General features: G+C 73.4%; 26 protein-coding genes. 5 read left to right on the top strand and 21 right to left on the bottom strand.

Features of this window, described 5'->3' with window-relative positions:
- The first annotated feature begins 64 nt into the window (after window positions 1-64).
- The gene (locus R4Z62_RS28445) at window positions 65-892 is read left to right on the top strand and encodes a class I SAM-dependent methyltransferase (protein ID WP_491521285.1); all 828 of its coding nucleotides are present in this window, start codon (window positions 65-67) and stop codon (window positions 890-892) included.
- Between the two features lie 110 nt (window positions 893-1,002).
- Here the strand turns inward: R4Z62_RS28445 and R4Z62_RS28440 are convergent, their stop codons facing one another.
- From R4Z62_RS28440 to R4Z62_RS28380, 13 genes are all read right to left on the bottom strand, one after another.
- Window positions 1,003-1,284 (bottom strand): gas vesicle protein K, encoded by a 282-nt coding sequence (locus R4Z62_RS28440; protein WP_064536099.1) that lies wholly within the window; start codon window positions 1,282-1,284, stop codon window positions 1,003-1,005.
- Entirely contained in the window at window positions 1,281-1,517 is a 237-nt protein-coding gene (locus tag R4Z62_RS28435; RefSeq protein ID WP_064536097.1) for a gas vesicle protein, read from the bottom strand. The genes R4Z62_RS28440 and R4Z62_RS28435 overlap by 4 nt, the downstream gene beginning before the upstream one ends.
- A complete protein-coding gene (locus R4Z62_RS28430) occupies window positions 1,514-2,302 on the bottom strand; it encodes a GvpL/GvpF family gas vesicle protein (RefSeq protein WP_064536095.1) in 789 nt (262 codons plus the stop codon). The genes R4Z62_RS28435 and R4Z62_RS28430 overlap by 4 nt, the downstream gene beginning before the upstream one ends.
- On the bottom strand, window positions 2,299-2,637 hold the full coding sequence (locus R4Z62_RS28425; RefSeq protein WP_018571748.1) for a gas vesicle protein: 339 nt from the start codon (window positions 2,635-2,637) through the stop codon (window positions 2,299-2,301). Before R4Z62_RS28425 ends, R4Z62_RS28430 begins: the two co-directional genes overlap by 4 nt.
- On the bottom strand, window positions 2,634-3,800 hold the full coding sequence (locus R4Z62_RS28420) for an SRPBCC family protein (protein ID WP_491521284.1): 1,167 nt from the start codon (window positions 3,798-3,800) through the stop codon (window positions 2,634-2,636). The genes R4Z62_RS28425 and R4Z62_RS28420 overlap by 4 nt, the downstream gene beginning before the upstream one ends.
- Window positions 3,797-4,489 (bottom strand): DNA primase, encoded by a 693-nt coding sequence (locus R4Z62_RS28415; protein WP_491521283.1) that lies wholly within the window; start codon window positions 4,487-4,489, stop codon window positions 3,797-3,799. The genes R4Z62_RS28420 and R4Z62_RS28415 overlap by 4 nt, the downstream gene beginning before the upstream one ends.
- On the bottom strand, window positions 4,486-4,749 hold the full coding sequence (locus tag R4Z62_RS28410) for a gas vesicle protein GvpG (protein WP_064536091.1): 264 nt from the start codon (window positions 4,747-4,749) through the stop codon (window positions 4,486-4,488). The genes R4Z62_RS28415 and R4Z62_RS28410 overlap by 4 nt, the downstream gene beginning before the upstream one ends.
- Before the next feature lie 4 nt (window positions 4,750-4,753).
- Entirely contained in the window at window positions 4,754-5,524 is a 771-nt protein-coding gene (locus R4Z62_RS28405) for a GvpL/GvpF family gas vesicle protein (RefSeq protein ID WP_064536089.1), read from the bottom strand.
- Entirely contained in the window at window positions 5,521-5,952 is a 432-nt protein-coding gene (locus tag R4Z62_RS28400) for a gas vesicle structural protein GvpA (RefSeq protein ID WP_064536087.1), read from the bottom strand. The genes R4Z62_RS28405 and R4Z62_RS28400 overlap by 4 nt, the downstream gene beginning before the upstream one ends.
- A 99-nt stretch (window positions 5,953-6,051) precedes the next feature.
- Window positions 6,052-6,507 carry a gas vesicle protein GvpO gene (locus R4Z62_RS28395; RefSeq protein ID WP_491521282.1) on the bottom strand — a complete coding sequence of 152 codons (456 nt, stop codon included), beginning with the start codon at window positions 6,505-6,507 and terminating at the stop codon, window positions 6,052-6,054.
- A 45-nt stretch (window positions 6,508-6,552) separates the two neighbouring features.
- On the bottom strand, window positions 6,553-7,476 hold the full coding sequence (gene ligD / locus R4Z62_RS28390) for a non-homologous end-joining DNA ligase (RefSeq protein WP_389600963.1): 924 nt from the start codon (window positions 7,474-7,476) through the stop codon (window positions 6,553-6,555).
- The gene (locus R4Z62_RS28385) at window positions 7,473-9,320 is read right to left on the bottom strand and encodes a transketolase (RefSeq protein ID WP_491521281.1); all 1,848 of its coding nucleotides are present in this window, start codon (window positions 9,318-9,320) and stop codon (window positions 7,473-7,475) included. The genes ligD and R4Z62_RS28385 overlap by 4 nt, the downstream gene beginning before the upstream one ends.
- On the bottom strand, window positions 9,317-11,068 hold the full coding sequence (locus tag R4Z62_RS28380) for an NAD(P)/FAD-dependent oxidoreductase (RefSeq protein ID WP_491521280.1): 1,752 nt from the start codon (window positions 11,066-11,068) through the stop codon (window positions 9,317-9,319). Before R4Z62_RS28380 ends, R4Z62_RS28385 begins: the two co-directional genes overlap by 4 nt.
- Before the next feature lie 188 nt (window positions 11,069-11,256).
- On the opposite strand from R4Z62_RS28380, the gene R4Z62_RS28375 reads away from it, so the two are divergent.
- On the top strand, window positions 11,257-12,213 hold the full coding sequence (locus tag R4Z62_RS28375) for a TIGR03557 family F420-dependent LLM class oxidoreductase (protein ID WP_491521279.1): 957 nt from the start codon (window positions 11,257-11,259) through the stop codon (window positions 12,211-12,213).
- 73 nt (window positions 12,214-12,286) lie between these two features.
- Here R4Z62_RS28375 and R4Z62_RS28370 read toward each other — a convergent pair whose 3' ends face one another.
- Window positions 12,287-12,736: a phage holin family protein gene (locus R4Z62_RS28370; protein WP_381740110.1), complete on the bottom strand. Its 450-nt coding sequence runs from the start codon at window positions 12,734-12,736 to the stop codon at window positions 12,287-12,289.
- Between the two features lie 112 nt (window positions 12,737-12,848).
- Between R4Z62_RS28370 and R4Z62_RS28365 the strand changes: the two genes are divergently transcribed.
- Complete coding sequence (locus R4Z62_RS28365; RefSeq protein ID WP_491521278.1) at window positions 12,849-13,196, top strand: VOC family protein; 348 nt, start codon at window positions 12,849-12,851, stop codon at window positions 13,194-13,196.
- Between the two features lie 28 nt (window positions 13,197-13,224).
- Here the strand turns inward: R4Z62_RS28365 and R4Z62_RS28360 are convergent, their stop codons facing one another.
- Window positions 13,225-15,273, bottom strand: coding sequence for a DUF5107 domain-containing protein (locus R4Z62_RS28360; protein ID WP_491521277.1), 2,049 nt, complete (start codon window positions 15,271-15,273; stop codon window positions 13,225-13,227).
- 185 nt (window positions 15,274-15,458) lie between these two features.
- Between R4Z62_RS28360 and R4Z62_RS28355 the strand changes: the two genes are divergently transcribed.
- Window positions 15,459-15,806: a DUF6204 family protein gene (locus R4Z62_RS28355; RefSeq protein ID WP_064536072.1), complete on the top strand. Its 348-nt coding sequence runs from the start codon at window positions 15,459-15,461 to the stop codon at window positions 15,804-15,806.
- A 257-nt stretch (window positions 15,807-16,063) separates the two neighbouring features.
- Here R4Z62_RS28355 and R4Z62_RS28350 read toward each other — a convergent pair whose 3' ends face one another.
- Genes R4Z62_RS28350 through R4Z62_RS28335 form a run of 4 tightly spaced genes read right to left on the bottom strand, consistent with a single transcriptional unit; the run spans window position 16,064 to window position 21,124 of the window.
- Window positions 16,064-16,987 carry a S66 peptidase family protein gene (locus tag R4Z62_RS28350; RefSeq protein ID WP_491521276.1) on the bottom strand — a complete coding sequence of 308 codons (924 nt, stop codon included), beginning with the start codon at window positions 16,985-16,987 and terminating at the stop codon, window positions 16,064-16,066.
- Window positions 16,984-18,936 (bottom strand): dipeptidyl-peptidase 5, encoded by a 1,953-nt coding sequence (locus tag R4Z62_RS28345; protein WP_491521275.1) that lies wholly within the window; start codon window positions 18,934-18,936, stop codon window positions 16,984-16,986. The genes R4Z62_RS28350 and R4Z62_RS28345 overlap by 4 nt, the downstream gene beginning before the upstream one ends.
- A gap of 21 nt (window positions 18,937-18,957) precedes the next feature.
- Complete coding sequence (locus tag R4Z62_RS28340; protein WP_491521274.1) at window positions 18,958-20,298, bottom strand: M20/M25/M40 family metallo-hydrolase; 1,341 nt, start codon at window positions 20,296-20,298, stop codon at window positions 18,958-18,960.
- Window positions 20,291-21,124, bottom strand: a complete 834-nt coding sequence (locus tag R4Z62_RS28335) for a M55 family metallopeptidase (RefSeq protein WP_018571731.1) — start codon at window positions 21,122-21,124, stop codon at window positions 20,291-20,293. The genes R4Z62_RS28340 and R4Z62_RS28335 overlap by 8 nt, the downstream gene beginning before the upstream one ends.
- Window positions 21,125-21,276: 152 nt before the next feature.
- Between R4Z62_RS28335 and R4Z62_RS28330 the strand changes: the two genes are divergently transcribed.
- A complete protein-coding gene (locus R4Z62_RS28330) occupies window positions 21,277-22,311 on the top strand; it encodes a C40 family peptidase (RefSeq protein WP_491521273.1) in 1,035 nt (344 codons plus the stop codon).
- 69 nt (window positions 22,312-22,380) lie between these two features.
- Here R4Z62_RS28330 and R4Z62_RS28325 read toward each other — a convergent pair whose 3' ends face one another.
- The gene (locus tag R4Z62_RS28325) at window positions 22,381-23,250 is read right to left on the bottom strand and encodes a class II glutamine amidotransferase (protein WP_491521272.1); all 870 of its coding nucleotides are present in this window, start codon (window positions 23,248-23,250) and stop codon (window positions 22,381-22,383) included.
- Window positions 23,251-23,265: 15 nt separating this feature from the next.
- On the bottom strand, window positions 23,266-24,696 hold the full coding sequence (gene gad / locus R4Z62_RS28320) for a glutamate decarboxylase (protein ID WP_491521271.1): 1,431 nt from the start codon (window positions 24,694-24,696) through the stop codon (window positions 23,266-23,268).
- Between the last annotated feature and the right edge of the window lie 20 nt (window positions 24,697-24,716).

The raw sequence follows: 24,716 nt of genomic DNA, 5'->3' as shown, positions 1-24,716 counted from the left end.
TGATCCGTACCGCCCCGGGGCCGCGCGGCCCGTGCGGGGACAGGTCAGGAGAAGGGGTACCGCCATGCCGGAACCGCGGGAGACGGCCGTCTACACCCATGGGCACCACGAGTCCGTGCTGCGCTCGCACACCTGGCGCACCGCCGCCAACTCGGCGGCCTACCTGCTCGGTTCGCTCAAGCCGCACATGAAGGTGCTGGACATCGGCTGCGGCCCCGGCACCATCACCGCCGACCTGGCGGAACTGGTGCCCGACGGCCATGTCACGGGCGTCGACCGGGCGCCGGGCGTCCTGGAGCAGGCCCGCGCCACGGCGGCCGGACGGGGACTCGGCAACATCGACTTCGCCGTGGCGGACGTGCACGCCCTGGACTACCCGGACGACACGTTCTGCGTGGTCCACGCCCATCAGGTGCTCCAGCACGTCGGGGATCCGGTGCGGGCGCTGCGCGAGATGCGGCGCGTGACGCGGCCCGGCGGGATCGTCGCGGTCCGGGACGCGGACTACGCGGCGATGACCTGGTACCCCGAGATGGCGGGTCTTGACGACTGGCTGGACCTGTACCGGCGGGTGGCGCGGGCCAACGGCGGCGAGCCGGACGCGGGGCGGCGGCTGCGCTCCTGGGCGCTGCGGGCGGGCTTCCCGGAGTCCGCGGTGGCGGCGACCTCCGGCACCTGGACCTACGCCACCGCCGAGGAGCGGGAGTGGTGGAGCGGGCTGTGGGCCGACCGCACACTGGCGTCGGCCTACGCCGAGCGGGCCACCGCCGGCGGCCACGCCACCGAGGAGGAGCTGCGGGCCGTGTCCGGAGCCTGGCGCGCGTGGGGGCGGCGGGAGGACGGCTGGTTCGCGGTCCTGCACGGAGAGGTTCTGTGCCGCAAGGAAGGCTGATTCCCTCGCGGACTCTCCGACTCCCCCGGCCCCGGAGCGTTCCCGGTCGTCCCGGTTCGTTCCCGGTCGTCCCCGGGGCATTGCCAGGTCATTGCCGGGTCATTGCCGGGTCATTGCCGGGGAAGCAGCGGTCCCAGCGGCCCGAGGTCCAGATTCAGGTCCTCGGGCCGCAGTCCGTAGCGGTCGCGCAGCTCGGCCATGCGGTCCTCCAGCAGCATCAGCGTCAGACCGATCCGCTCCTCCTGGTCCTCGGACAGGTCCCCCACGTCGAAGCGGCGCACGGCCTGCCGCTCCATGAGCTGGCGCAGCAGCTCGACCACGGTGAGGACGAGCTTGACCAGGTCGCGTTCGACGGTGTCGGGTTCCAGCTCCAGACGCTTGCGCGCGCTCACGACGGTTCCTCCAGGGGTTCGCGGGGCTCCTGCGGCCCTTCGACGGCCATGAGAGGGTCGAACGGCGAGGGAACCTGTGCGTTCACCGAGCTGATCAGCGCGTTCAGGTCGATCCGGACCAGGTCGACGTCCGCAATCCGCAGCGTGACGTCGCCCGTGATGACGACCCCGCCGGCCAGCAGCCGGTCCAGCAGGTCGACCAGGGCGATCTCCCGGCGCTCGATGACGGTCATGGGTTCTCCCCGGCATCACCCTCGGGGTTCTCCCCGGCGAACGAGTACGCAGCCCAGGGGCCCGTCAGTTCCACCCGCAGCCCCGGTGCCTCGTCCTTCGTGCGGTCCACGAGTTCCACGAACTCCTCGGAATGCGCGCGCGGCACCAGATAGGCGGCGTTGAGCACGTTCTGCCCGGCGGCGCCGGAGAGCGCGGGATTCTGCGGGGCGTGCAGCCGGGACTCCTCGGCGAACGCCGACAGCTTGCCGTGCAGCCGGGTGGCGAACGTCTCGGCCCGCTGCCACCGGTCCTCGTGGGCCCGGGACTCCTGCCGCCGCTGCCGCAGATAGTCCCGGCCGGACGCGGGCCTGCGCCCGGCGCCCGCGGCCGCCGGCTCCTCGGACCGCTCGGGCTCCACATACACCTTGACGCCCCACTCCACCCGGCCCTGGAGGCGCTCCAGGGTCCGCCGGAAGTGCTCCTCGCGGGACTCGATCATCGCGCGTACCCCGCTGTCGTCCCGGAAGACCGTGGCCAGCCGCAGCGGGAGCGGGGTGGTGACGACGGTGAGCGCGTCGATGACGCCCTGATGGGCGCGGGCGGTGGCGGCGAGCCAGTCCAGGTCCTCCAGACGGGCGCGCAGCGCCTCCTCGGAGAAGTCCCGTTCCGGCACCTCACTGACGACGGCGACCAGGCCGTGGTGGGTCAGCGACTTGGCCGGCGCGCCCGCGACCCCGGTCAGCTGCGCCTGGAGGGGCGCGCCGAGGGGGCGGCAGACGGCGTAGACGTACCGCAGTCCCGTCATGGTGCCTCCTTGCGGACCGTGCTGCCCTGTTCCAGTTCCTCGAGACGCGCCAGCCGCTCGCGCAGCGCGGCGTTCTCCCGGGTGAGCTCGTCGCGGCGGGCCCGGGAGGAGAGCGCCGGGTCGCTCTCCCACCAGTCGATGCCCATCTCCTTGGCCTTGTCCACCGAGGCGACGACCAGCCGGAGCTTGATCGTGAGCAGTTCGATGTCGAGCAGGTTGATCCGGATGTCGCCCGCGATGACGACCCCCTTGTCCAGCACCCGCTCCAGGATGTCGGCCAGATTGGCGCCGCTTCCCGAGCCGTACGGGTCCGGCAGCCTGCTCGGGGTCGTCATCGACGGCTCCCGCCCTCGGCGTACTCGTCCTCGTACTCGGCGTCTTCCTCGGCGTCTTCCTCTTCCGCTCCGCCCTCGTCGGCGTCCGCCGCCTCGTCCTCCGCGTCGCTCTCCTCCTCGCCCTCGGGCTCGTCTTCGTACTCGTCCTCCGCCTCGTCCTCGTACTCGGGTCCCTCGCCCTCGGGCTCCTCCTCGGGCTCCTCCTCGGGCTCCTCCTCGGACTCGTAGGACTCCTCCTGGTCCTCCTCGGTGCCCTCGGCCTTCTCCTCCTCGGCGACCGCGTCCTCGTGGCTCTGGACGACCTCGCCGTCGCGGATCTCCCCGCGCCAGCCGTCCTCCGCCTCGCCCTTGAGGGTGATGAAGCGGGCGAAGTTCTTCAGGTCGAGCCGGGCGCGGCGGCCCTGGGCCCGCCAGATGTTGCCGGTCTTCTCGAAGAATCCGCTGGGGTAGTACTCCATGACCAGCAGGACGCGGGTCAGGTTCTCCTCCAGCTCGTGGAACGAGACGACCCCCTTCGTGGTGCCCTTGGCGCCCTCCGACGTCCACTGGACGCGGTAGTCGGGGATCTGCTCGACGGTGTGGGCCTTCCAGCTCCGGCTGGACCAGAAGATCTTCGCCTGCCAGTCGGAGTGCGTGTCGTCGGCGCGGCTCGCGCTCTTGACGCCCTTGGCGAAGGTGCTGAAGTCCTGGAACTGGGTCCACTGGTCGTAGGCGGTGCGCAGCGGGACGCCGACGTCGACGGACTCGATGATGACGATCGGCTTGTTGCCACCGCCGCGTTTGCCCTTGCCCTTGCCCTTGCCGCCGCCCAGGTTCTTCAGGGCGCCCATCACACTGTCCTTGGCGTGCGAGGCGCCCAGCTCCAGCACGGAGCGCACCGGCCCCTTGCCCTCGGCGACCTTCCGGCCGCCTTCGAGGGCGAGGCGCGCGAAGCCGGGGCTGTTGCCCTCGGCGATGTCGTTGAGCTTCCCGGTGGTCTCGCCGAGCTTGCGGCCGAGGCCGGCCAGCAGCCGCTCGGCCTGGGCGGACAGGTACTCCTGCGCCTCCGCCTTGAGCCGGTCGGCGGCCTCGCTGTGGGCCAGGTCGCCCAGCGGGCTGCCCTTGGCCGCTCCGCCCGCCGTCCTGCCCGCGGTCGAGGCCGCGGATCCCAAGGTCTCGGTCATCGTTCACCGCCGCCCTTCGCCGACCTGGACCGGGCGGCGCCGGAAGCCCGGCCGGCCGCGGCCGTCTTCTTCGCCGCCGCCTTGCGGGCCGGGGCTGTCTTCTTCGCCGCCGCCTTGCGGGCGGGGGCCTTCTTCGCCGCCTTCTCGGCGGGCTCCGCGGCCGGTGCCTTGCGGGCGGCCTTCTTCGCGGGGTCCGCGGGGCTCTTCTTCGCGGGCGCCTTCCTCCGGGACTCCTCCCGCGCGTCCTGCCCCTGGTCCTCGTCGGCCTCGCGGCCCTCGCCGCGGTCCTCGTAGTCGTCGTCGCCGCCGTCGCCGTCGTCGCCGTCCTGGCGCCCGTCCTCGGCCCCGTCGCCGGAGCCGCCGTCCGGCACCGCGCCGGCCAGTTCGTCGCGCACCTGGGCCGTACGGCCGTGCAGCCGGTCGGCGAGTGCCGTCATCTGCCGCTCGACCATCGCCCCGGAGGCCGCCTTGCTGACACCCCGCAGGTCCTGGCGCAGCTGGTCCCCGATCTCCTTGAACTGGGGGTTGTCCTTGAGCTGCTGGTTGAGCAGGTCCGCCAGGGCGCGCGGACCGAGGTTCAGCTTCTTGCCCGCGACCAGGCTGCCCACCGCGAAGGCGAGTTTCGCCTTCTTCGTCCGCCCCAGCAGATATCCGGCCCCTACCGCGAGGCCCAGTCCCACTCGGTTCATCGTGCCGTCCCCTCACCCGTCCCCGCGCCGCCGCGCAGGCCGATCTCCAGCCGGTCCAGAAGCTCGTCCTCCTGGCGGTCGAACTCCTCCTCGGTGATCTCCTCCGCCTCCAGACGCTCCTCCAGCCGTGCCAGCTCGGCCCGGACGGTGGCCGGGTCGTAGTAGATGCGCTCCGCCTCGCGCAGCACCTGTCTGATCGCCCAGGAGCTGCCGCGCGCCGGTGCGAACGGCAGCAGCAGCACCTCCGAGATCAGTCCCATGGCGTCACTCCGCTCCCGCGTCGGCTCCCGCCGCTGTGCCCGCGGGCTCGGCCGGGCCTGGCTCGACGAAGCTGTAGGGCGGCAACGGGCCGTTGACGCGCAATTCGAGATGGGGCAGGTCCTTGCGGGCCTGTTCGGCGGCCTCCAGGAAGCCGGCCGCCTCGTCCCGGCCGACCAGGAAGGAGGCGTTGACGAGCCAGCCCGTGGACGCCGGGCCCTCGCTGACCGCCGCCGCGTGCGACTCGACCGCCCGGATCACCAGGGCGCCGTCCTCCGCCTCCCGGGCCTTGACGGCCGCGGCGACCATCTCGCCCAGCCTGATCTTGTCGTCGTAACTGCCGCCGCCGGCCTGCCGGTTGGCCTCGGCCTGGGCCCTGATCTCCGGGTTGTCGGCCATCACGTGGTGCAGGACGGCCTCCTCCACATGGCTGGCCTTGATGTTGTACTCGACCTTGCCGTCCAGTGCCCGCAGGCGTTCCTTGTAGTGCTCGGCGCGCTCGGTGAGCACACCGGTGACGGCGTCGTCGTCCGGTGCGACGCTGCCGAACCGCATGGGCAGCACACAGCCGGCGGCGCCCGCCTCCCCGAGCACGCCCTGGTGGGCGAGGAGTTCCCGGCGCTTGGGGCGCAGGTCCTCGGGTGCGTCGCTGACCACGGCGGCCAGTTCGCCCGCCGTCAGGACGCGGACCGGCCGGGGCGGGTCGCCGATGCCGGTCAGTCCCTCGGGCAGCGCGGGGTGCGAGGCGGCGGTGATGCCGTAGACGTACGTGCTCACTCCTGCTCCTCCTTCCGGCGCGCCGAGGACGTCCTGCGCGGTCGCGGACGGGACTCCGACTCGCCCGAGCTCTCGGAGCGGGCCTGCTTGAAGGCGTCGGAGACGGTCTGGGCGGCGCCGGACAGCGCCCCCTTGGACTTGCCGCGCGCGCCGGACTCGGTGACCTCGCCGACGAGGTCCGGCAGGCCCGGACTCTTGTGCGGGCCGGACTCCAGGTCGAGCCGGTTGCACGCCTCGGCGAAGCGCAGATATGTGTCGACGCTGGCCACGACGACGCGTACGTCGATCTTCAGGATCTCGATGCCCACCAGCGAAACCCGCACGAACGCGTCGATCACCAGTCCCCTGTCGAGGACGAGTTCCAGTACGTCGTAGAGGCCACTGCTGCCGCCTCCACCACCGGACGTCTGTGCCGGGACAACGGTCATGCCGACCGTGCCTCCTCTTCTCGTGTGAGGGTGTGTTTCCCGTGTGGAAAAAGGTGTGTTTTCCGTGTGAAAATGGATTGCCTCGGGCTGCCCCGGAGGTCACCGGCCGCCGTGCTTGCGGGCGTCGGACCGGCCGCGTTCGTAGCGGCTCAGCCGCCGGTATCCGGTGAGCTGGCCCTCGGGGTCGAGTTCGACCTCGTAGCTCGCCATCAGGCTCATCGTGTCGGGCACGCGGGCCAGTTCCAGGACCTCCAGCTCCAGCGACCAGCCGTCCCCGGTCCGCTCGAAACTCGTGACGGACTCCGGGACGAGGCCGGTCAGCTCGCCGAACTGGGCGCGCGCCTCGCGCAGCACCTCCATCGGCCGGGGCCGCGGCGAGGCCTGGCGGTCCTCGTGGTGGCCGCTGCCCGACTGCTGTGACTTCTGTGTTTTCTGAGGCTTCTGTGCTGTCTGGGATCCCCGGGGCTTCCGGGGCTCTTGTGGTTCCTGCGACTCCGCCGCGTTCTCCGGCTCTTCCGGATCCTCCGGCTCTTCTGGGGTCTCTGTGTTCGCCATGACCACCTCTCCTCTTCGTGTGGCCGCAGGTTCCTTGGCCAAACCTCAGTCACGCAGCGCATCCAGCCGCCGCCGGGCGGGACCCAGCGCCCGGCCGCGTGCGGGCAGCCCGGACCAGGGCCGCGTGCGGGCCTGGTCGACGGCGTCGGCGACAGTCCAGCGCCGCGGCCCGAGCGCCGGATCGTCGAGCTGGTCCCAGGAGAGGGGTATCGCGACGGGCGCGCCCGGCCGGGCCCGTACGGCGTAGGGCGCCACCGCGGTCTGGGCGTAGCCGTTGCGCTGGACGTCCAGGTAGAGCCGCTCGCCGCGGTCCTTCTTGCGGGCCGCGGTGGTGAACCGGTCGGGGTGGCCGGCGACCAGCAGTCCGGCGGTGTCCCGGGCGAACTCCCGCACCTCGTCGAAGCCGCACCGCCCGTCGAGGCGCACGGTCACGTGCAGTCCGCGGGACCCGGTGGTCATCAGGGCCGCGGGCAGGCCCAGCTCGTCCAGGAGCGTGCCCAGCAGCCGGGCCGCCTCGCGCACCGGCGCGAAGTCGTCGCCGGACGGGTCGAGGTCGAAGATCATCAGGTCCGGCCGCTCGGGCGCGCGGGCCCGGGAGAGCCAGCGGTGCGGGGTCAGGCACGCCTGGTCCGCGAGGTACACCAGGGTGGCGGTGTCGTCGCAGACGGTGTGCGTGACGGTGCCGTCCTCCTTGGCGACCTCGGCGCGGGTGATCCAGTCCGGGTAGTACGCGGGCGTGTTCTTCTGCATGAAGACGGGGCCGTCCAGGCCGTCCGGGCGGCGCTCCAGCATCAGCGGCCGGCCGCGCAGGTGGGGCAGCATGAAGGGGGCCACGGCGCGGTAGTGGCCGACCAGGTCGGCCTTGGTGTAGGCGGGGCAGCCCGCGGTGGCCGGGAACAGAACCTTGTCCGGCCGGTGCACCTCGAGGGTGCGCCGGCCGGCCCGTACCGTGCGGGGGCTTCCGCTCACGGCACCACCGCTTCCTCCACCAGGAGCCGGGCGGAGGCGGCGATGGACTCCGCGTCGATGCCCGCCGCGTGCAGCTGCTCGGCGGGAGTGGCCGAGCCCGGCATGCTGCGCACCGCGAGCCGGACCAGGCGGGGCACCGGGCGGCCGTCGAGGAAGGCGTCGAGCACCGCGTCGCCGATGCCGCCCTCCTCCCGGTGGTCCTCGACCGTGAGCAGGCACCCGGTGTCCTCGGCGGCCTGGCGCAGGGTGGCCCGGTCGACGGGCTTGACGGAGTACAGGTCGACGACGCGCACGGGGATGCCCTCCCGGTCCAGGGAGTCGGCGGCGGAGAGCGCCTCGTGCAGGGTGACCCCCGCGGCGACGATCGTCAGCCGGTCCCGGTCCGAGGAGCGCAGCACCTTGCTGCCGCCGACCGGGAACTCCTCGTCGGGCCCGTACAGCACCGGGCTCTCGCCGCGCGAGGTGCGCAGATAGCGGATGCCGTCCAGGCCGGCCATCGCGGCGACGAGCCGCGCGGTCTGGTTGGCGTCGCACGGGTAGAGCACGGTCGAACCGTGCACGGTCCGCATCATGGCCAGGTCCTCCAGGCCCATCTGGCTGGGCCCGTCCTCGCCGATCGACACGCCCGCGTGCGAGCCGTTGAGGTTGATCCCGGAACCGCTGACGGCGGCCATCCGCACGAAGTCGTACGCCCGGGTCAGGAACGCCGCGAACGTGGAGGCGTACGGCACCCAGCCGCGCCGGGCCATGCCGACCGCCGTGGCGACCATCTGCTGCTCGGCGATGTAGCACTCGAAGTAGCGGTCGGGGTGTTCCTTGGCGAAGAACTCCGAGCGGGTGGAGTCGCCGACCTCGCCGTCCAGGGCCACCACGTCGCCGCGCGCGGTGCCGAGCGCGGCCAGCGCGTGTCCGTAGGCGTCGCGGGTGGCGACCTGCTCGCCGCGCTCCCAGCGGGGCAGTTCGAGGCTGCCGTCGCCCACGGCGTGCAGGGAGCGCGCGGAGGGCGGTTCGTGGACCTGGACGCGCAGGTCGCGCGGGCCGCCGAGTTCCTCGATCGCCTCGTCGGCGTCCTTCAGCGGCTTGCCGTGCAGTCCCTCGCGGTCCTCGGTGTCCTTGACGCCCTTGCCCTTGAGGGTGCGGGCGATGATCGCGGTGGGCTGGCCCTTGGTGGAGGCGGCCTCGCCATAGGCCCGGTCGATCGCGTCCACGTCGTGGCCGTCGATCTCGATCGTGTGCCAGTCGAAGGCGCGGAAGCGGCGGGCGTAGGCGTCCAGGTCGTGGCCGTGCCGGGTGGGACCGCGCTGGCCGAGCCGGTTGACGTCCACGATCACGGTCAGGTTGTCCAGGTGCTCGTACCCGGCGTGCTCGGCGGCCTCCCAGATCGATCCCTCGGCCATCTCGCTGTCGCCGCACAGCACCCAGACGCGGTAGTCGGCGTGGTCGAGGCGCTTGCCCGCCAGGGCGATGCCGACACCGATGGGCAGGCCCTGGCCGAGCGACCCGGTGGCGGTCTCCACCCACGGCAGCCGTTGCGGGGTGGGGTGGCCCTCCAGACGGCTGCCCAGCTTGCGGAAGGTGAGCAGTTCGTCGTCGTCGACGGCGCCGGCCGCCTTGTAGGCGGAGTACAGCAGCGGGGAGGCGTGCCCCTTGGACAGCACGAAGCGGTCGTTGCCGGGGTGTTCGGGCCGGTCGAAGTCGTAGCGCAGATGGTGGGCGAGCAGGACCGCCATCAGGTCGGCGGCCGACATGGAGGACGTGGGGTGCCCGGAGCCCGCCGCGGCGGCGGCCCGCACACTGTCGACGCGCAACTGCTGGCCGAGGTCGACGAGTTCGGCGTGGTTCATGAGTCTCCTTCCGCGGGGATGTCGGCCCGCTTGACCGGGCCGGGAGCGGGGTGGTGCTCGTGGTGCGCCGCCGGGCCGGGGTCGGGGCCCCTCGGGCTGTGCCGGCGCGCGGACCGGTTCGGCACGGACTCCCGGCCGGTCTCCGGGGGCCGCTTCGCACCGGTCCCGGGGCCGGACCGGCCGGACCGGGAGCCGGTCTCCGGGGCCGGGGTGTGCGGTGCCGGAGTGTGCGGTGCCGGAGTGTGCGGTGCCGGAGTGTGCGGTGCCGGTTCGGCGCCCGCCAGTTGGGCCTTCTCGGTGTTGTCGATGATCTCGGTGACGCTCTCGCCTTCCGCGCCCTCCGCGCCCTCCGCGCCGTCTGCTGCGTCCTTGCCGTCCTCGCCGTCCTTGCTGTCCTTGCCGTCCTTGCCGTCCTTGCAGGTCCCGCCGCTTCTGCCGCCCGGCCCGCCGCCCACCCGGGCCAGTTCCGGGGAGGCGGTGTCCAGCGGCACGGACCAGGACCGTACGAGTCCCAACTGGACGGCCTGGCGCGGCAGTACACCGCCCAGCAGCCAGTCGGCGGCCACCCGGACCCGGTTGCCCGGCATCGCGGCCAGGTGGTAGCCGCGGGTGACGGCGGCGGCCGGCAGCCCGGACAGCGGGAGGCCCAGCGGGTTGGCGGCGGCCCGCGCACCGCCGAGGTCCACGACGAAGCCCAGGTCGCGGTGGCGGTAGGGCCGCCGTGCGCAGGCGCCGAGCGAGGCGGCGACGTTGATCGCGGCGATCCGGCCGTGCCGCCAGGCGTGCTGGGCGGTCATCGGGGTGAAGGAGCCGGGGTGGTGGGCGTCGGGCACGGCCGCCGCGTCGCCGCAGGCGAACACCTCGGGCCGTCCCGGCACCTGGAGGTAGGGGTCCACGACGATCCGGCCGCGTTCCAGGTCCTGCCCGGTGCTCTCCACCAGCGGGTCGGGGCGTACGCCCACGCACCACACGAGGGTGCGGGTCGGCACGAACCCGCCGTCCGTCAGCAGCACCCCCTCGTGGGTGGCCTCCTTCACCGAGGTGCCCATGCGCACCTCGACGCCCCGGTCCCGCAGCGCCCGGTCGGCGGTGCGCGAGAGCCGCTCGTCCAGCTCGGGCAGGACGCGCTCCGCGATGTCCAGGAGCAGCCAGCGGGGCCGCGTCCCGTGGTGCGGCGGGAGCCCGTGCGCCTGCGCGTCGGTGTACATCTTGCCGTGCGCGGCCACCTCGGTCCCGGTGTAGCCCGCGCCGACCACGACGAAGGTGCGGCGGGCGGCACGGAGCGCGGGATCGTCCTCCGCGGCGGCCAGTTCCATCTGGCGGGTCACGTGGTCGCGCAGGTACAGCGCCTCGGGCAGGCCGCGGAAGCCGTGCGCGTGCTCGGCGACACCGGGGACCGGGAGCAGCTTGTTGACGCTGCCGACCGCCAGCACCAGCCGGTCGTAGCCGAGCGTGCCCGGATCCCCCTCGGGGCCGGTGAAGTGCACGGTGCGCGCGTCCAGGTCGACCCGGCCGGCCTCGCCGAGCACCAGGCGGACCCCGGGCAGGGCGGCGGAGAGCGAGACGGCGACCCGGCGCGGCTCCAGCACACCCGCGGCCACCTGGGGCAGCAGCGGCACGTACAGGAAGTAGTCGGTCGGGTTCAGCACGGTGATGTCGGCCCTGTTCCGGGACATCCGGGACAGGGTCCGGGCCGCGTGGAAACCGGCGAAACCGGCGCCCACGATCACGATGCGGGGTCGACCCACGGTTCGCCTCCTCCGGCGCTCTGGCGTACCTGGTACGGAGCTTTCCGCGTCCCCCGGGCCGGGGCGCCCAAACGTGTGCGCGGCCCGGCGCCGCGCGCCCCCGCCCGGCGGTCCCACGCCGGTTTCCGTCCCCTCGCCCGGGTACTCGGGTGCGCGGTCCCGCCCGCCCCTTCGTGGAGGTTCGCCCCATGCCCGAGTACGGCTACTTCCTGTCCTGCGAGCAGCACAGCCCGGCGGAACTCGTCGAGCAGGCCAGAATGGCCGAGCAGGCCGGATTCGAAGCCCTGTGGATCTCCGACCACTACCATCCGTGGAACGGCGCGCAGGGTCAGAGCGCGTTCGTGTGGTCGGTGATCGGGGCGCTGTCCGAGGCGGTGTCGCTGCCCGTCGAGACGGCGGTGACCTGTCCCACGGTGCGGATGCACCCGGCCGTGGTGGCGCAGGCCGCGGCGACCGCCGCGGTGATGGCCGAGGGCGGCTTCCGGCTCGGTGTGGGCACCGGGGAGGCGCTCAACGAGCACATCCTCGGCGACCGCTGGCCGCCCGCGCATGTCCGCCTGGAGATGCTGGAGGAGGCGATCCAGGTGATGCGCCGGCTGTTCACGGGCAAGGAGGTGAACCATCACGGCACGCACTACACGGTGGAGAACGCCCGCCTGTACACGGTCCCCGAGGAGCCGGTGCCGATCGACGTCTCCGGCTTCGGCCCGAAGGCGACCTCGCTCGCGGCGCGGGTGGGCGACGGGTACATCACGATGACGCCGGACGAGGAGATGGTCACGCAGTACCGCAAGGGCGGGGGCGGGGCCAAGCTCGTCAGCGGCGGGACGAAGGTGTGCTTCGGGCACGACCGCGAGGAGTGCGTCCGCACCGTGCACCGGCTGTGGTACAACGAGCAACTGCCCGGCGAGATGGGCCAGGTGCTGCCCACACCCCGCCATTTCGAGCAGCTGGAGCCGCTGGTCACCGAGGACATGGTCCGTGCCAACGTGGTGTGCGGCGACGACGCGGACCGGCATGCGGCCACGCTGCGGGAGTACGCCGACGCGGGCTTCGACCGGGTGTACGTCAACCAGATCGGCCCCGACCGGCGCGGCTTCTTCGACTTCTACCGTACGAAGGTGCTGCCGCAGCTCCCGCACTGACGCGCCCCGCCCGCACCGGCGTCCGCCCCATCGAGATCAAGGCGGACGCCGGATGCTGCTGTCGGGGTGCCGCTCAGGACACGTCGTCCCCCCGGGTGTGCGGCGGACGCGGCACGGCGGGCGGGCTCGGCGGCATCGGCGGCACGTGCGAGGCCGCCGGGTGCGGCGCACGGGCCGCCTCCGGACCGCCCGCCACCCCCGCTGCCGCTGTTCCCGGTGCCGCCCCCGGTGCCCCCGGCCGCGCGGCGCGGCGCAGCGCATAGGCCGCCGCGCCCAGCACCGCCGCCGTGATCAGGGCGGCGGCCCAGCCGGGCAGTCCGATCGCGAGGGCCAGTCCCACGGCGAGCGCGACGGCCGCGCCCGCGTACAGGGCGACCGCGCCCGACGCGGCGTACAGCAGGGCCGTACGGCGCTGCCTGCGGGCCTGCTCGCGCAGTTCGTCGCGCACCGTCTCGCGCGCCACCTGCGCCAGTTCGTCGACCAGGTGCTTGTCCAGATGCTCCATGTGTTCGAGGCGCTCCATGGAGCTGCGGGTACCCGCGCATGGACGCGTCACGCGTGGCCGGTCCGGCGGCCCCGCGGCAGTCGGCGCAAACGATCTCCGCCGGGCCGGGCGTCCAACTAGGCTCCCTGGCATGGAGATTCTGGGAACCAGCCTGCGCGTCTGCGTCGACGACCTGGAGACCGCCGTCCCCTTCTACGAACGTCTGGCGGGCACCCCGGCCCTCCGGTTCGAGCGCGGCGGGGTGCGGGTGGCCGCGGTCGGCTGCTTTCTGCTGATGAGCGGGCCCGCGGCCGAGCTGGAGGTGCTGCGCAAGGTGTCGGCGACGATCGCCGTGGCGGACGTCGAGGAGGCGGCCCGGGTGCTGACCTCGCTCGGCGCCCGGGTGATCGCGGGCCCGGTCGGCACCCCGGCGGGCCGCAATCTCATCGCCGTGCATCCGGACGGGTCGGTGTACGAGTACGTGGACCGCCGCGGCTGACCGGCACCGGGGCGCCCGCCCAGGGCGGTCAGTGCGACGACGGCCGCATCCGGAAGTCGTGGCGCTCCGGCAGCGGTGTGCCCACCGCCCGTTCCCACACCCGGCCGATCCGCTCGTCGCCCTCCCTGAGGTCGGCGACCTCGAAGCCGTCCTCGAAGACGGCGCGGGCGCGGTCGCGGTGCCCCTCCGCGAGCAGCAGTTCGGCCTCCAGCAGCCGGAACCGGCCGCGTGCGCGGGTGGCGGCGCGCAGCCGGTCCCACACGGACCGCGCACCGGCCGCCCGGCCCGAGTGCAGCAGCGCCTCGATCGCCTCGCGGCCCAGGGCGGCGACGGCGACGGCGGCGCTGACGTCGCCGTCCTCCCCGTCCTCCCCGTCCTCCCCGTCCTCCCCGTCCTGCCCGTCCTGCCCGGTGGCGGCGCGGCACAGGTCGTCGAACGCCTCGGTGTACCGGTCGGCGGCCCGCTCGTGGTGGCCCGCCTCCTGGTCGGCGACGGCCAGGCAGCGCAGCGACGGCCAGCGCAGCGCGGCGCGTTCGAGGGCGCGCTCCCAACTGCGCACCGCCTGCGCGCGGTCGCCCGCGTGCCACTGGGCGACACCGAGGTGGTACTCGGCCAGCGGACCGACGGGCGCCGTCTCCAGCAGGTCCCGCCAGTGCGGGGCGACCAGGCTCTCGCCGGGCGGGTCCTGCCGGTGCCGCTCGGGGAAGGAGCCGGTGCGCAGCAGTTCCCGCCAGGGCTCCTGGGCGGCGCCGAGGGCGGACTCGGAGAACGGCGTGCCGGGCAGCTTCCAGCCGGAGCGCAGGACTTCGAGCGCGCCCCAGCCGGACCCGGCGCTGAGGATCTCCTCCGGTTCGGTGTCGGCGTACGGCCGCCAGGCGGCGTGGGCGGCCTCGACGGCCGCGCGCGGCAGGACCTCTTCGAGACGCTCCTCGGTGCGCCGTACGGCGGCGTCCCACTCCCCCGCCGGGGCGGGCGCGTCGAGCGGTCCGTAGGACTCCAGCCACGCCACCTCGCTCTCCGGCTCCAGGCGTACGTGTTCGAGCTGGGTGCGGGCCAGACCGGCCTGGATCTCGCAGTAGCCGCCGGTGCCGGGCTCGGTCAGCCACTGCTGCCAGCGCCGTCCGCCGGGCCCGGAGCCCCAGACGAACAGCTTGCGCCCGCGCAGCGCGTCGGTGGAGGTCTGCACCAGACCCGTGCCGTCCTCGTCGAGGGCGGCGATCCAGCGGCGCCGCTCGTCGGGCACCTCGTAGAAGTAGTCGGCGGCGTAAGGGCTGTTGAGGGGGTAGGTGCGGTCGGTGCCGTCGTGTTCGGGGACGGGGACGCGGGTGAGGCGGCGTTCGTAGCCGATGGGGGTACCTCCCACGCCGTTCAGGCAGTGGGGGAGCCATGCCTCGTCGGCCGGGGCGAGGACCCGGCGCTCCTCGGGGACGGCGATGTTGGACCACCAGTAGGTGGGCACGGGCCGCTCGTGCGGGTTGCGGACGCGGACGCCGACGTGCAGGAAGTCGGAGCCCTCGGGCAGCCACAGGTCCACCTGGAAGGGCAGGTCGCGCAGCCGCTCCCACTCCCACAGGCGCAGCATGGCGCCGCCGTCCGGGGCGGGGACGCGGGCGGCGTGCACGGGTGCGCAGGACAGGGTGGTGTGCCCGGTGGCGCCGATGTTCCACTCGATGCCGCCGGAGAACCAGGCGCCGTTGAGGGCGAAGTTGGCGGGCTGCAACACCGGGTTGCGGTAGAGGAGTTCGCGGCCGGTGGACTTGTGCACGAGGGAGGCGACGCGGCCGCCGAGGCCGGGCAGGACGGTGGCGCGCAGCCGGTCGTTCTCCAGGACGAGGGCGTCGACGGCGGCCGGCCGCCGGGTGCGGCCGTAGCCGTCGCGGATCCGCGCGGGCAGCAGGCTGTGCAGGGGGGCGTAGCCGATCTGCCGGGCCATGTCGTGCGGCAGGCCGGCCCGGTCCCGGTCCTCGATGCGGTGCGCCTCGTCGAGCGGGCGCAGCGCGGGCAGCGGGTTGTCCGGGCCCAGTGGTGCGGCGGGGAGCGTCAGTACCTCACGTCGGATCGTCGTCACGATCACCATGGAACCCGGTGAGCGGGGAGCTGACCAGGGGCGGCACACGTCAGGATTGCGCAAAGCGTGCGGGCGGGCCCGTGCCGGGCGGCGGGGAAATCCCGTGGGCCGCGGCCCGGCGGGCGACGTACAGTCGGGGCTTCGGCCGTGTCCGCGCGCGCGGACACGCACGGCACCGAGGAGTACGGGACGCGATGAGCGAGCAGCACACCTACCGGGTCATCGTCCGGGGTACCTGGGACGGGCTGACCGACGAGGCGCGGGCGCGGCTGCTCGCCGAGGCGGGCGACCACGGCATGACGAGCATGCGGTTCACCGAGGAGGGTTCGCTGTCCTACGAACCGGTTCCGCTGAAGCACTTCTCGATGCGCTACGTGGTGGTGTCGGACGCCGCGGACGGCGAGGAGATGGCGGCGGCGCTCGCGGAGGACCGCGCGGAGGGTGCGCTGCGGGCGCTCGGCTGCGGCTTCCGGGACCTGCGTTCGACCGTCACCGACCTGGACACGATGAAGATCAACCGGAAGTCGGCGTCCCGGCGCTGAGCGCCCGGCGTTCCTGGTCGCGCCAGGCCCCGTCGGCGTACGGCGTCTTCGGCGAGCAGCCCTCCCGCCGGAAGCCTCAGGAGCGGGCGAGCGCGAGGGAGGCCGTGTTGTTGATGCTGATGGGTCCGGCGATGGCGCCGCCGGGTCTCTCGCAGAACCAGGAACCCGGCCCGGTCCTCGTCCGTGATCAGCCGGGCCCCTCGGCGGGACGCGGTGTGCGGCGTTCCGCCGGGCTGCGCGGGCACCGGTGGCGCCGGTCAGCGCAGCGCGGGTGTGTCCAGCGTCAAGGTGCCCGCGTCCGCGTCGAGTTCGGCGGCCACCCCGAAGGGCATCGTGCGGGCGCCCGCGCAGTGCCCGAACCCGAAGTCGGCCGCGACGGGCACACCGAGTCCGCCCAGCCGGTCGGCGAGCAGCGCGCGCACCCGCTCGGGTTCGCCGCAGTCCTTCCACGAGCCGAGCAGCACCCCGCCGACCCGCTCCAGCCAGCCGGCCCGCAGCAGTTGCGTGAGGTAGCGGTCCAGGCGGTACGGTTCCTCGCCGACGTCCTCCAGGCAGAGCAGGCCACCGGCGGCGGACGGCCGGGCGTGCGGCGTGCCGAGGTCGGCGGCGAGCAGGGCGAGGCAGCCGCCGAGCGTGACGCCCCGGGCCCGCCCGGGGACGAGGGCCGTCCCGTCGGAGGGGATCACCCGGACCGCTTCGGGCGTGAACAGGGTGGCCCGCAGATGCTCCTGCGCGCGGGCGTTCTTGAGGAAGTCGATCCCGGCGGCCATGGGCCCGTGCAGGGTGGCCAGGCCCAGCCGGACGGCGAACGCCTCGTGCAGCGCGGTGATGTCGCTGAAGCCGACGAACACCTTGGGCCCGGCCGCGCGCATGGCCTCCCAGTCGAGCAGGTCGGCCATGCGCTGCGCCCCGTAGCCGCCCCGGGCGCACAGCACCGCGTCCACCGACGGGTCGCACCAGGCCCGCTGGAGGTCGGCGGCCCGGTCGGCGTCGGCCCCGGCGAGATAGGCGAACTCCTCGTGCCGGTCGAGCACATGGGGTGCCACGACCGGGTCCAGGTCCCAGCCGCGCAGTACGTCGAGACCGGACTGGAGCCGTTCCTCGGGGACGGGCCCGCTGGGGGCGACCACGGCGACGCGGGCGCCGGGGGCGAGCCGGGCGGGACGCAGCAGTTCCTTCATGTGCCCAGCTCCAGGGTGGGGATCCCGGCCGGCTCCAGGCCGAACACCTGGGCGTACAGGGAGAGTTCGGCCTCCAGGGCGCGCACCATCGTCTCGGCCCGCCGGAAGCCGTGCCCCTCCCCCTCGAAGGTGAGGTAGGCGTGCGGTACGTCGCGTCCGCGGAGCCGGGCGAGGAAACGTTCGCACTGCACGGGCGGGCAGATCACGTCGTCCAGGCCCTGGAGCAGCAGGAACGGCGCGGTGATCCGGTCGGCGTGCTCGGCGGGCGAACGCTCGGCGTACCGCTCGGGCACCTCGGCGAGCGGTCCCACCAGGCTCTCCAGGTACTGCGACTCGAAGTCGTGCGTCTCCCCCGTGCCCCAGCCCGTCAGATCGAGGATCGGGTAGAGGACGGTGCCGCAGGCGTAGACGTCGGTGCCGGTCAGCGAGGCCGCGGTGGTCCAGCCGCCCGCGCTGCCGCCCCGGATCGCCAGCCGGTCGCGGTCGGCGGTGCCCTCGTCGGCGAGGGCGAGCGCGACGGCCGCGCAGTCCTCGACGTCGACGACGCCCCACTGTTCGCGCAGCCGCTCGCGGTACTCGCGGCCGTATCCGGTGGAGCCGCCGTAGTTCACCTCGGCGACGCCGATGCCGCGTGAGGTGAAGTAGGCGATCTCCAGGTCGAGGACGAGCGGGGACCGGCTGGTGGGCCCGCCGTGCGCCCACACCACGTAGGGCGGCAGTTCCCCGGCGGGCGCGGAGAGGCCGGGGTGGTGCGGCGGGTAGACGTGGGCGTGCACCTCGCGGCCGCCCGGTCCGGTGAAGGTGCGCACCCGCGGTTCGGGGTAGTGGGCGGGGTCGACCGGGTCGCGGTGGGCGGCGCCGACGACGCGGGCCCGTCCGGTGCGGGTGTCCAGTTCGACGACCTCGTGGGAGCCGTGCGGTCCGGCGCCGACGCCGATCACCCGCCCGCCGTGCACCGCGAGAGTGGCGTCGAACTCGCCCCAGGGCCCGGCCGCGTCGACGACCTCGCCGCTCTCCGGGTCGAGTATGCCGAGGGCGGTGGCGCCGCGGCCGTGCACGACGGCGACGAGACCGCTGTCCAGCGGCGCGAACCAGCGCTGCCCGAGCTTCCACAGCGGCCCGGCGAACTCCTCCTCGCGCGGGCACAGCGGACGCCCGTCGCGGTAGAGGTTCCACCAGCCGCCGCGGTCGCTCGCGTACAGCAGGGAGCCGTCGGCGGCCCAGTCCGCCTGGGCGACGGACTCCTCGGGGCCGCCGGCGACGGTTCGGGGCGCGGTGAGGCGGCCGTCGTCGCTGACGTCGGCGACCAGGAGTTCGGTGCCGTCCCAGGGCATCCTCGGGTGGTCCCAGGCCAGCCAGGCGGCCCGGCGCCCGTCCGGCGACAGGCGCGGCCCGGTCACGAACCGGTGCCGTTCGGCGGTCAGTTCGCGCACCGCGTCCCGGTCCTCGGCGGCCGATCCGTCCAGCGGTACGGCGGCCGGGACGCGCCGCACGTCGGTGGGTCCCTCGCCGGTGAACTCCTCCAGTACGCACCAGACTTCGCCGCGGTCGACGAGCAACTGCGGCTCGGCCCAGCGCAGTCCGCCGCCCACCGCGGAGACGGGGGTGAGCGGGCGCGGGGTGCCGCCGGGCTCGTGGCGGTAGAGCCGCTGGTCGGCGAAGTTCACGAAGACGACCAGCGGGGTGCCGTCCACGACCGTCCCGTCCCAGGGCCGGCCGCCGTACTCGATGACCCTGCTGCGCACGTTCCACGGCGGCGGCAGGACCGGCTCCTCGGTGCCGTCGGCACCCCGCCGCACCAGCGTCCGCCGCCCGCCCTCGGCGGGCCGGGGCGCGGTCCACCACACCTCGTCGCCGACGAAACCCACGAACTCCGGCTTTCCGTCGTGCGCGGCGGCGAGCGCCGCGTCGATCGGCGAGGGCCAGGAACCGTACGGCAGGGTCTCCACTGTTTCCTTCTCCCAACTCGCTCAGGACGTCCGCAGGAAGCGGTCGAGCACACGGACACCGAAGTGCAGCGCCTCGACGGGGACACGTTCGTCGACGCCGTGGAACAGCGCGTCGTAGTCGAAGCCCGCGGGCAGTTTCAGCGGCGAGAAGCCGTAGCCGGTGATGCCGAGCCGCGAGAACTGCTTGGCGTCGGTGCCGCCCGCCATGCAGTACGGCACGACATGGCCCTCGGGCGCGAACTCCTGGACGGCGGCGCGCATCGCGGCGAACGTCGGGGAGTCGACGGGGGCCTGGATCGCCACCTCGCGGTGGTGGAACTCCCAGTCCACGTCGGGCCCGGTGAGCCGGTCCAGGGTGGCGCGGAACTCGTCCTCGCCGCCGGGCAGATACCGTCCGTCGACATGGGCGACGGCCTCGCCCGGGATGACGTTCACCTTGTAACCGGCGTCCAGCATGGTCGGGTTGGCGCTGTTGCGCAGCGTCGCCTCCACCAGGCGGGCGGCGGGGCCGAGCTTGTCGAGCAGCACGTCCACGCCGTCCGCGCCGTCCGCGCCGTCCGCGCTGTCCAGGCTGGCCGGCTCGGCCTCCAGGCCGTACAGGGCGGCCAGTTCGGTGAGGGCGGCGCGGACCGTGGGGGTGAGCCGCAGCGGCCACTGGTGGGCACCGATCCGGGTGATCGCGGCGGCGAGCCGGGTCACCGCGTTCTCCGTGTTCACACGGGAGCCGTGGCCGGCCCGGCCGCGCGCGGTCAGCTTCAGCCAGGCGGTGCCGCGCTCCCCGGCGGCGATCGGGTAGATCTGCCGTCCGGCGCCGTCGTGGAAGGTGTACGCGCCGGACTCGCTGATGCCCTCGGTGCAGCCCTCGAACAGCTCGGGGTGCTCCTCGGCGAGGAATCCGGAGCCGTCCTCGGCGCTGGCCTCCTCGTCGGCGGTGAAGGCGACGACCAGGTCCCGGCGGGGCCGCACCCCCTGGCGGGCCCAGGAGCGGACCACCGCGAGGATCATCGCGTCCATGTTCTTCATGTCGACGGCGCCCCGGCCCCACACGACACCGTCGCGGACCTCGCCGGAGAACGGGTGCACGCTCCAGTCCGCCGCCTGGGCCGGCACCACATCGAGATGACCGTGGACGAGCAGGGCGGGCGCGGACGGGTCGGTGCCCTCGATCCGGGCGACCACATTGGTCCGGCCCGGGGTCCGCTCCAGGAGCACCGGCCGCGTACCGGCCGCCGCGAGCTGCTCGGCGGCGTACTCGGCTGCCGGGCGCTCGCGGCAGTCGCCGCCGCCCCGGTTGGTGGTGTCGATGCGGATCAGGTCGGAGGTGAAGCGGACGACCTCGTCCAGTGCCTGCGCGTCAGCCATACTGCTCCTCGATGGCGGCCGAAGCGATCGTGGTGACCGCCTTGAACGTGCGGATTCCCTCGTACATGGTCGCGCTGGTGTAGGCCACCTTGCGCTCACCGGCCCGGGTGACGCCCGGCACCACGGTGGCGGCCATGGCCAGGTGCTCGGCGTCGAACTCGACCGCGACGGTGAACGGGCCGCCCGCGACCGGCGGACGGCGCACCGCCAGGGCGGCCGCCTCACGGGCCGCCGCGCGGATGTCGGCGGCGGTGCGGGCCGGGGTGCGGCACACCGCCGCGTACCGCGACACATGGTCCTTGACGGCGACCTTCAGCGCCTCGGGCGCGTACCCGAGCGCGTCCTCGCAGGCCACGTCGTCGCCGGTGACGAGGACCACCGGCACGCCGTACTCGGCGACCACATGCGCGTTGAGCAGTCCCTCGCTGGCCCGTACGTCGTCGATCCACACCCCGGTGATGGAGTTGGCCAGGTAGGTGTGGGCGAGGACGCCCTCCATGCCGGCGCCCGCGTGGTAGCCGACGAAGGCGATGCCGTCCACGTCGCCGTGCTGCACGCCCTCCACCATGGACAGCGACTTGTGCCGCCCGGTGAGCATCTGCGCCCGGTCGTCCAGCTCTTCGAGCAGCAGGTTGCGCATCGACCAGTGGGCCTCGTTGATGAGGACCTCGTCGGCGCCGCCGTCGAGGAAGCCGAGCACCGCGGCGTTGACGTCCGAGGTGAACATCGACCGGCACCGCTCCCACTGCGGCGTCCCCGGCAGCACATCGGCCGGCCAGGTCACACCGGTGGCGCCCTCCATGTCCGCGCTGATGAGGATCTTCATGGGGCGCCAGGTTACGCGCCGGGGCTGCAACTTCCTACCAGGTGGAGCGCAGGAAACGGAACGCCCCGAGCCTGGCGCCGACGAGCCCGGATCACTAGGTTTAAACTCGAACTCCCGAACGGGAGTTCACCCAGCAGAAGGAGTTCGCTTCCGTGGCGTCCCACCGTCGACCCAAACAGCCCAGCCGTGCCCGGGTGACCATGCTCACCACCGCGGCAGCCGCCGCCGTCGCGATCAGCGCGCAGTCGGCCAACGCGGCACCGAGCGAGAAGCCCAGCAAGGACGAGGTCAAGTCCAAGGTCGACACGCTCTACGAGCAGGCGGAGCAGGCCACCGAGAAGTACAACGGGGCCAAGGAGAAGCAGGAGAAGCTCCAGAAGGAGATCTCCACCATCCAGGACAACGTCGCCCGCGGCCAGCAGGACCTCAACAAGCTGCGCGACGGCCTCGGTTCGATGGCCGCGGGCCAGTACCGCAGCGGCGGCATCGACCCCTCCCTCCAGCTATTCCTGTCCTCGCACCCGGACGAGTACCTGGACAAGGCCGCCACCCTCAGCCAGGTCAGCGGGCAGCAGGCCGACTCCCTGAAGAAGATCCAGGACAAGCAGCGCCAGCTCGCCCAGCAGCGCGCCGAGGCCACCGGCAAGCTCAGGGACCTCGCCGCCACCCGCACCGAACTGGGCCGCCAGAAGCAGCAGGTCCAGGGCAAGCTGGCCGAGGCGCGGCAGTTGCTGAACACGCTCACCGCGCAGGAGAAGCAGCAGCTCGCCCAGGCCGAGCAGACCCGAGCCACCCGCGGCACCGAGCGGGTCGACCTGGGCAACATCACCCCGGGCAGCGGCCACGCGGGCGCCGCCTTCGCCGCCGCCCAGTCGAAGATCGGCAGCCCGTACCAGTACGCCCACAACGGGCCCTCGACCTTCGACTGCTCGGGCCTGACCTCCTGGGCCTACGCCCAGGCGAACATCACCATCCCGCGCCAGTCCGAGGCCCAGGCCAACGCCGGCCAGCGCATCTACTCGCAGAGCCAGCTCCAGATCGGCGACCTGGTCTTCTTCTACGGCGACCTGCACCACGTCGGCCTGTACGCGGGCAAGGGCATGGTCCTGCACGCCCCGCACACCGGCGCCGTCGTGCGGTACGAGTCGATGAGCAACATGCCGTACCAGTTCGGCGTCCGCATCTGACACGGCGTCGGTCCGGCCGTCCTCCGGCCGGGCCGCACCGCACCGTGCCGTGCCGTGCCCGCCGGAGGGTCAGGCGGCCTTCTGGGACGCGGCGGCCTCGGGACGCAGATCGGCCAGGGTGAGCCGGTGCGCCGGCGGGTCGGGCAGGACGGTGTGCGCGGTGGTGGCGAGGTCCGGGCCGACGTGCAGGAGTTCGCCCGGTGCCATGAGGCGCCAGCCGGGGTTGTCGTCCATGCGTTCGCTGGCGACGACCACGGCGGGCAGCCCGGCCAGGTCGGCCGAGTGCACCCGCATCCGCCCCCGGGCCCCGCTGTGGTCGAGGTGGCGTCCCCCGTGCGGGCCGCCCACCGGGCGCTCCAGCACATACAGCTCGTGGGTGTCGGGGTAGCGCAGCGCCCACAGTTCGTCCGGGGTGACGAGGATCAGATTGAGGGCGTAGACGGGCAGGTTCGCGGCGATCCAGCCGGCCGCCCGCCGGACACCGGCGCCCACGTCGCCGCCGTGCTCGCGGATCTCGCGGGTGATGAGCGCGAAGAACCGCTCGGAGTCGGTGTCACCGGTCACCAGTGACCGGTCGGCGCCCAGGTGCGCGTCGAGCCGGTCCAGGCCCTCGATGACGCCGTTGTGCGCGAACAGCCGCCCGTCCTGCGCGAACGGATGGGTGTTGCGCGCGTCCAGGCCGCCCGTCGAGGCGTAGCGGATGTGCGCGAGGAAGGTGGCGGACTCCGCCCGCCGGGCGTCCTCGGCGAACGCCCGGTCCTCGAAGGCGGCGATCGGGGCCTTGTCGATCCGCGGGGTGCCGTCCGGGGCGAAGTAGCCGAGGCCGGTGCCGTCCGGGTCCCGGTGGCTCTGCTTGCTGAGGCTGTCGGGGGCGTCCAGGAGCCAGAAGGTGGCGCGGGTGCGGCGCGGGGCGCTGCTGAGGCCGAACAGACGGCACATCGGGTACCTCCTCGGTCAGTCGCGGCCGGGGCTGCGTGGGTTCTTGGTCTCCGCGCCGTGCGCGAACCCGCCGGCGTCGTCGGCGGTGCGGTGCGGCTCGTTCTGCTTGTCCAGCCGGGGCAGGACGCGGCGCAGATCGGCCAGGAGCAGATCGGCGAGGTCGTGGCTGAAGCCGTTGCGGACCACGATCCGCAGCACGGCCAGATCGGTGCGGTTCTTCGGGAAGGTGTACGCGGGCACCAGCCAGCCGCTCTCGCGCAGCGCGGCGGAGACGTCGAAGACACTGAAGTGGTCGGTGCCCGCGCTCATCCGGAACGCGAAGACCGGGATCTCGCTGCCGTCCGTGATCAGCTCGAACGGGCCGAGCCGCGCGATCTCGGCGGCGAGCCGGGTGGCGACGTCGCGGCAGGTCTGCTGGACGCGCCGGTAGCCCTCGAAGCCCAGCCGCAGGAAGTTGTAGTACTGCGCGACGACCTGGGCGCCGGGCCGGGAGAAGTTCAGCGCGAAGGTCGGCATGTCGCCGCCGAGGTAGTTGACGTGGAAGACGAGGTCGTCGGGGAGGGCCTTCTTGTCCCGCCACAGGGCCCAGCCGACGCCGGGCATGACGAGCCCGTACTTGTGCCCGGAGGTGTTGATGGAGGCGACCCGCGGCAGCCGGAAGTCCCACTCCAGGTCCGGGTCGAGGAAGGGCGCGATCATCGCGCCGGAGGCGCCGTCGACATGGATCGGGATGTCCAGGCCGGTGCGGGCCTGGAGGTCGTCGAGCGCGGCGGCGATGGCGGCGACGGGCTCGTAGCTGCCGTCGAAGGTGGAACCGAGGACCGCGACCACCCCGATGGTGTTCTCGTCGCACAGCTCGACGGCCTGCTCGGGGGTGAGGTGGTAGCGGTCCCCCTCCATCGGAACGTAGCGCGGCTCGACCTCGAAGTAGTCGGCGAACTTCTCCCAGCAGATCTGGACGTTGATGCCCATGACCAGGTTGGGCCGGTCGGCGGGCTTGCCCTCGGCGCGGCGCCGGTGCTGCCAGCGGCGCTTGAGCGCGAGCCCGCCCAGCATGGCCGCCTCGCTGGAACCGGTGGTGGAGCAGCCGATCGCCCGGCGCGGGTCCTCGGCGTGCCAGAGCCGGGCGAGCATGTGGACGCACCGCGTCTCGACCTCGGCGGTCTGCGGGTACTCGTCCTTGTCGATCATGTTCTTCTCGGCGCACTCGTCCATCAGCCGCCGCGCCTGCGGCTCGGCCCAGGTGGAGACGAACGTCGCCAGGTTCTGCCGGGCGTTGCCGTCGAGCATCAGCTCGTCGTGCACGATCTGGTACGCCGTGTCCGGGTCCATCTCCGCCCGGGGCAGCGCGTACCGCGGCACCTGAAGGGGCTCGCGGCTGAAGACCGGGTTGACCGCCAGATCACGGCTGTCGCCCCGGTCGTCACGAGAATGCCTCACCGTCATGCGCGCTCCGTCCTCCGCCT

This window comes from Streptomyces sp. PL-25 (assembly GCF_058344915.1).
The sequence above is the reverse complement of the archived record's forward strand: the minus strand, read 5'-3'. Positions and strand labels throughout refer to the sequence as shown.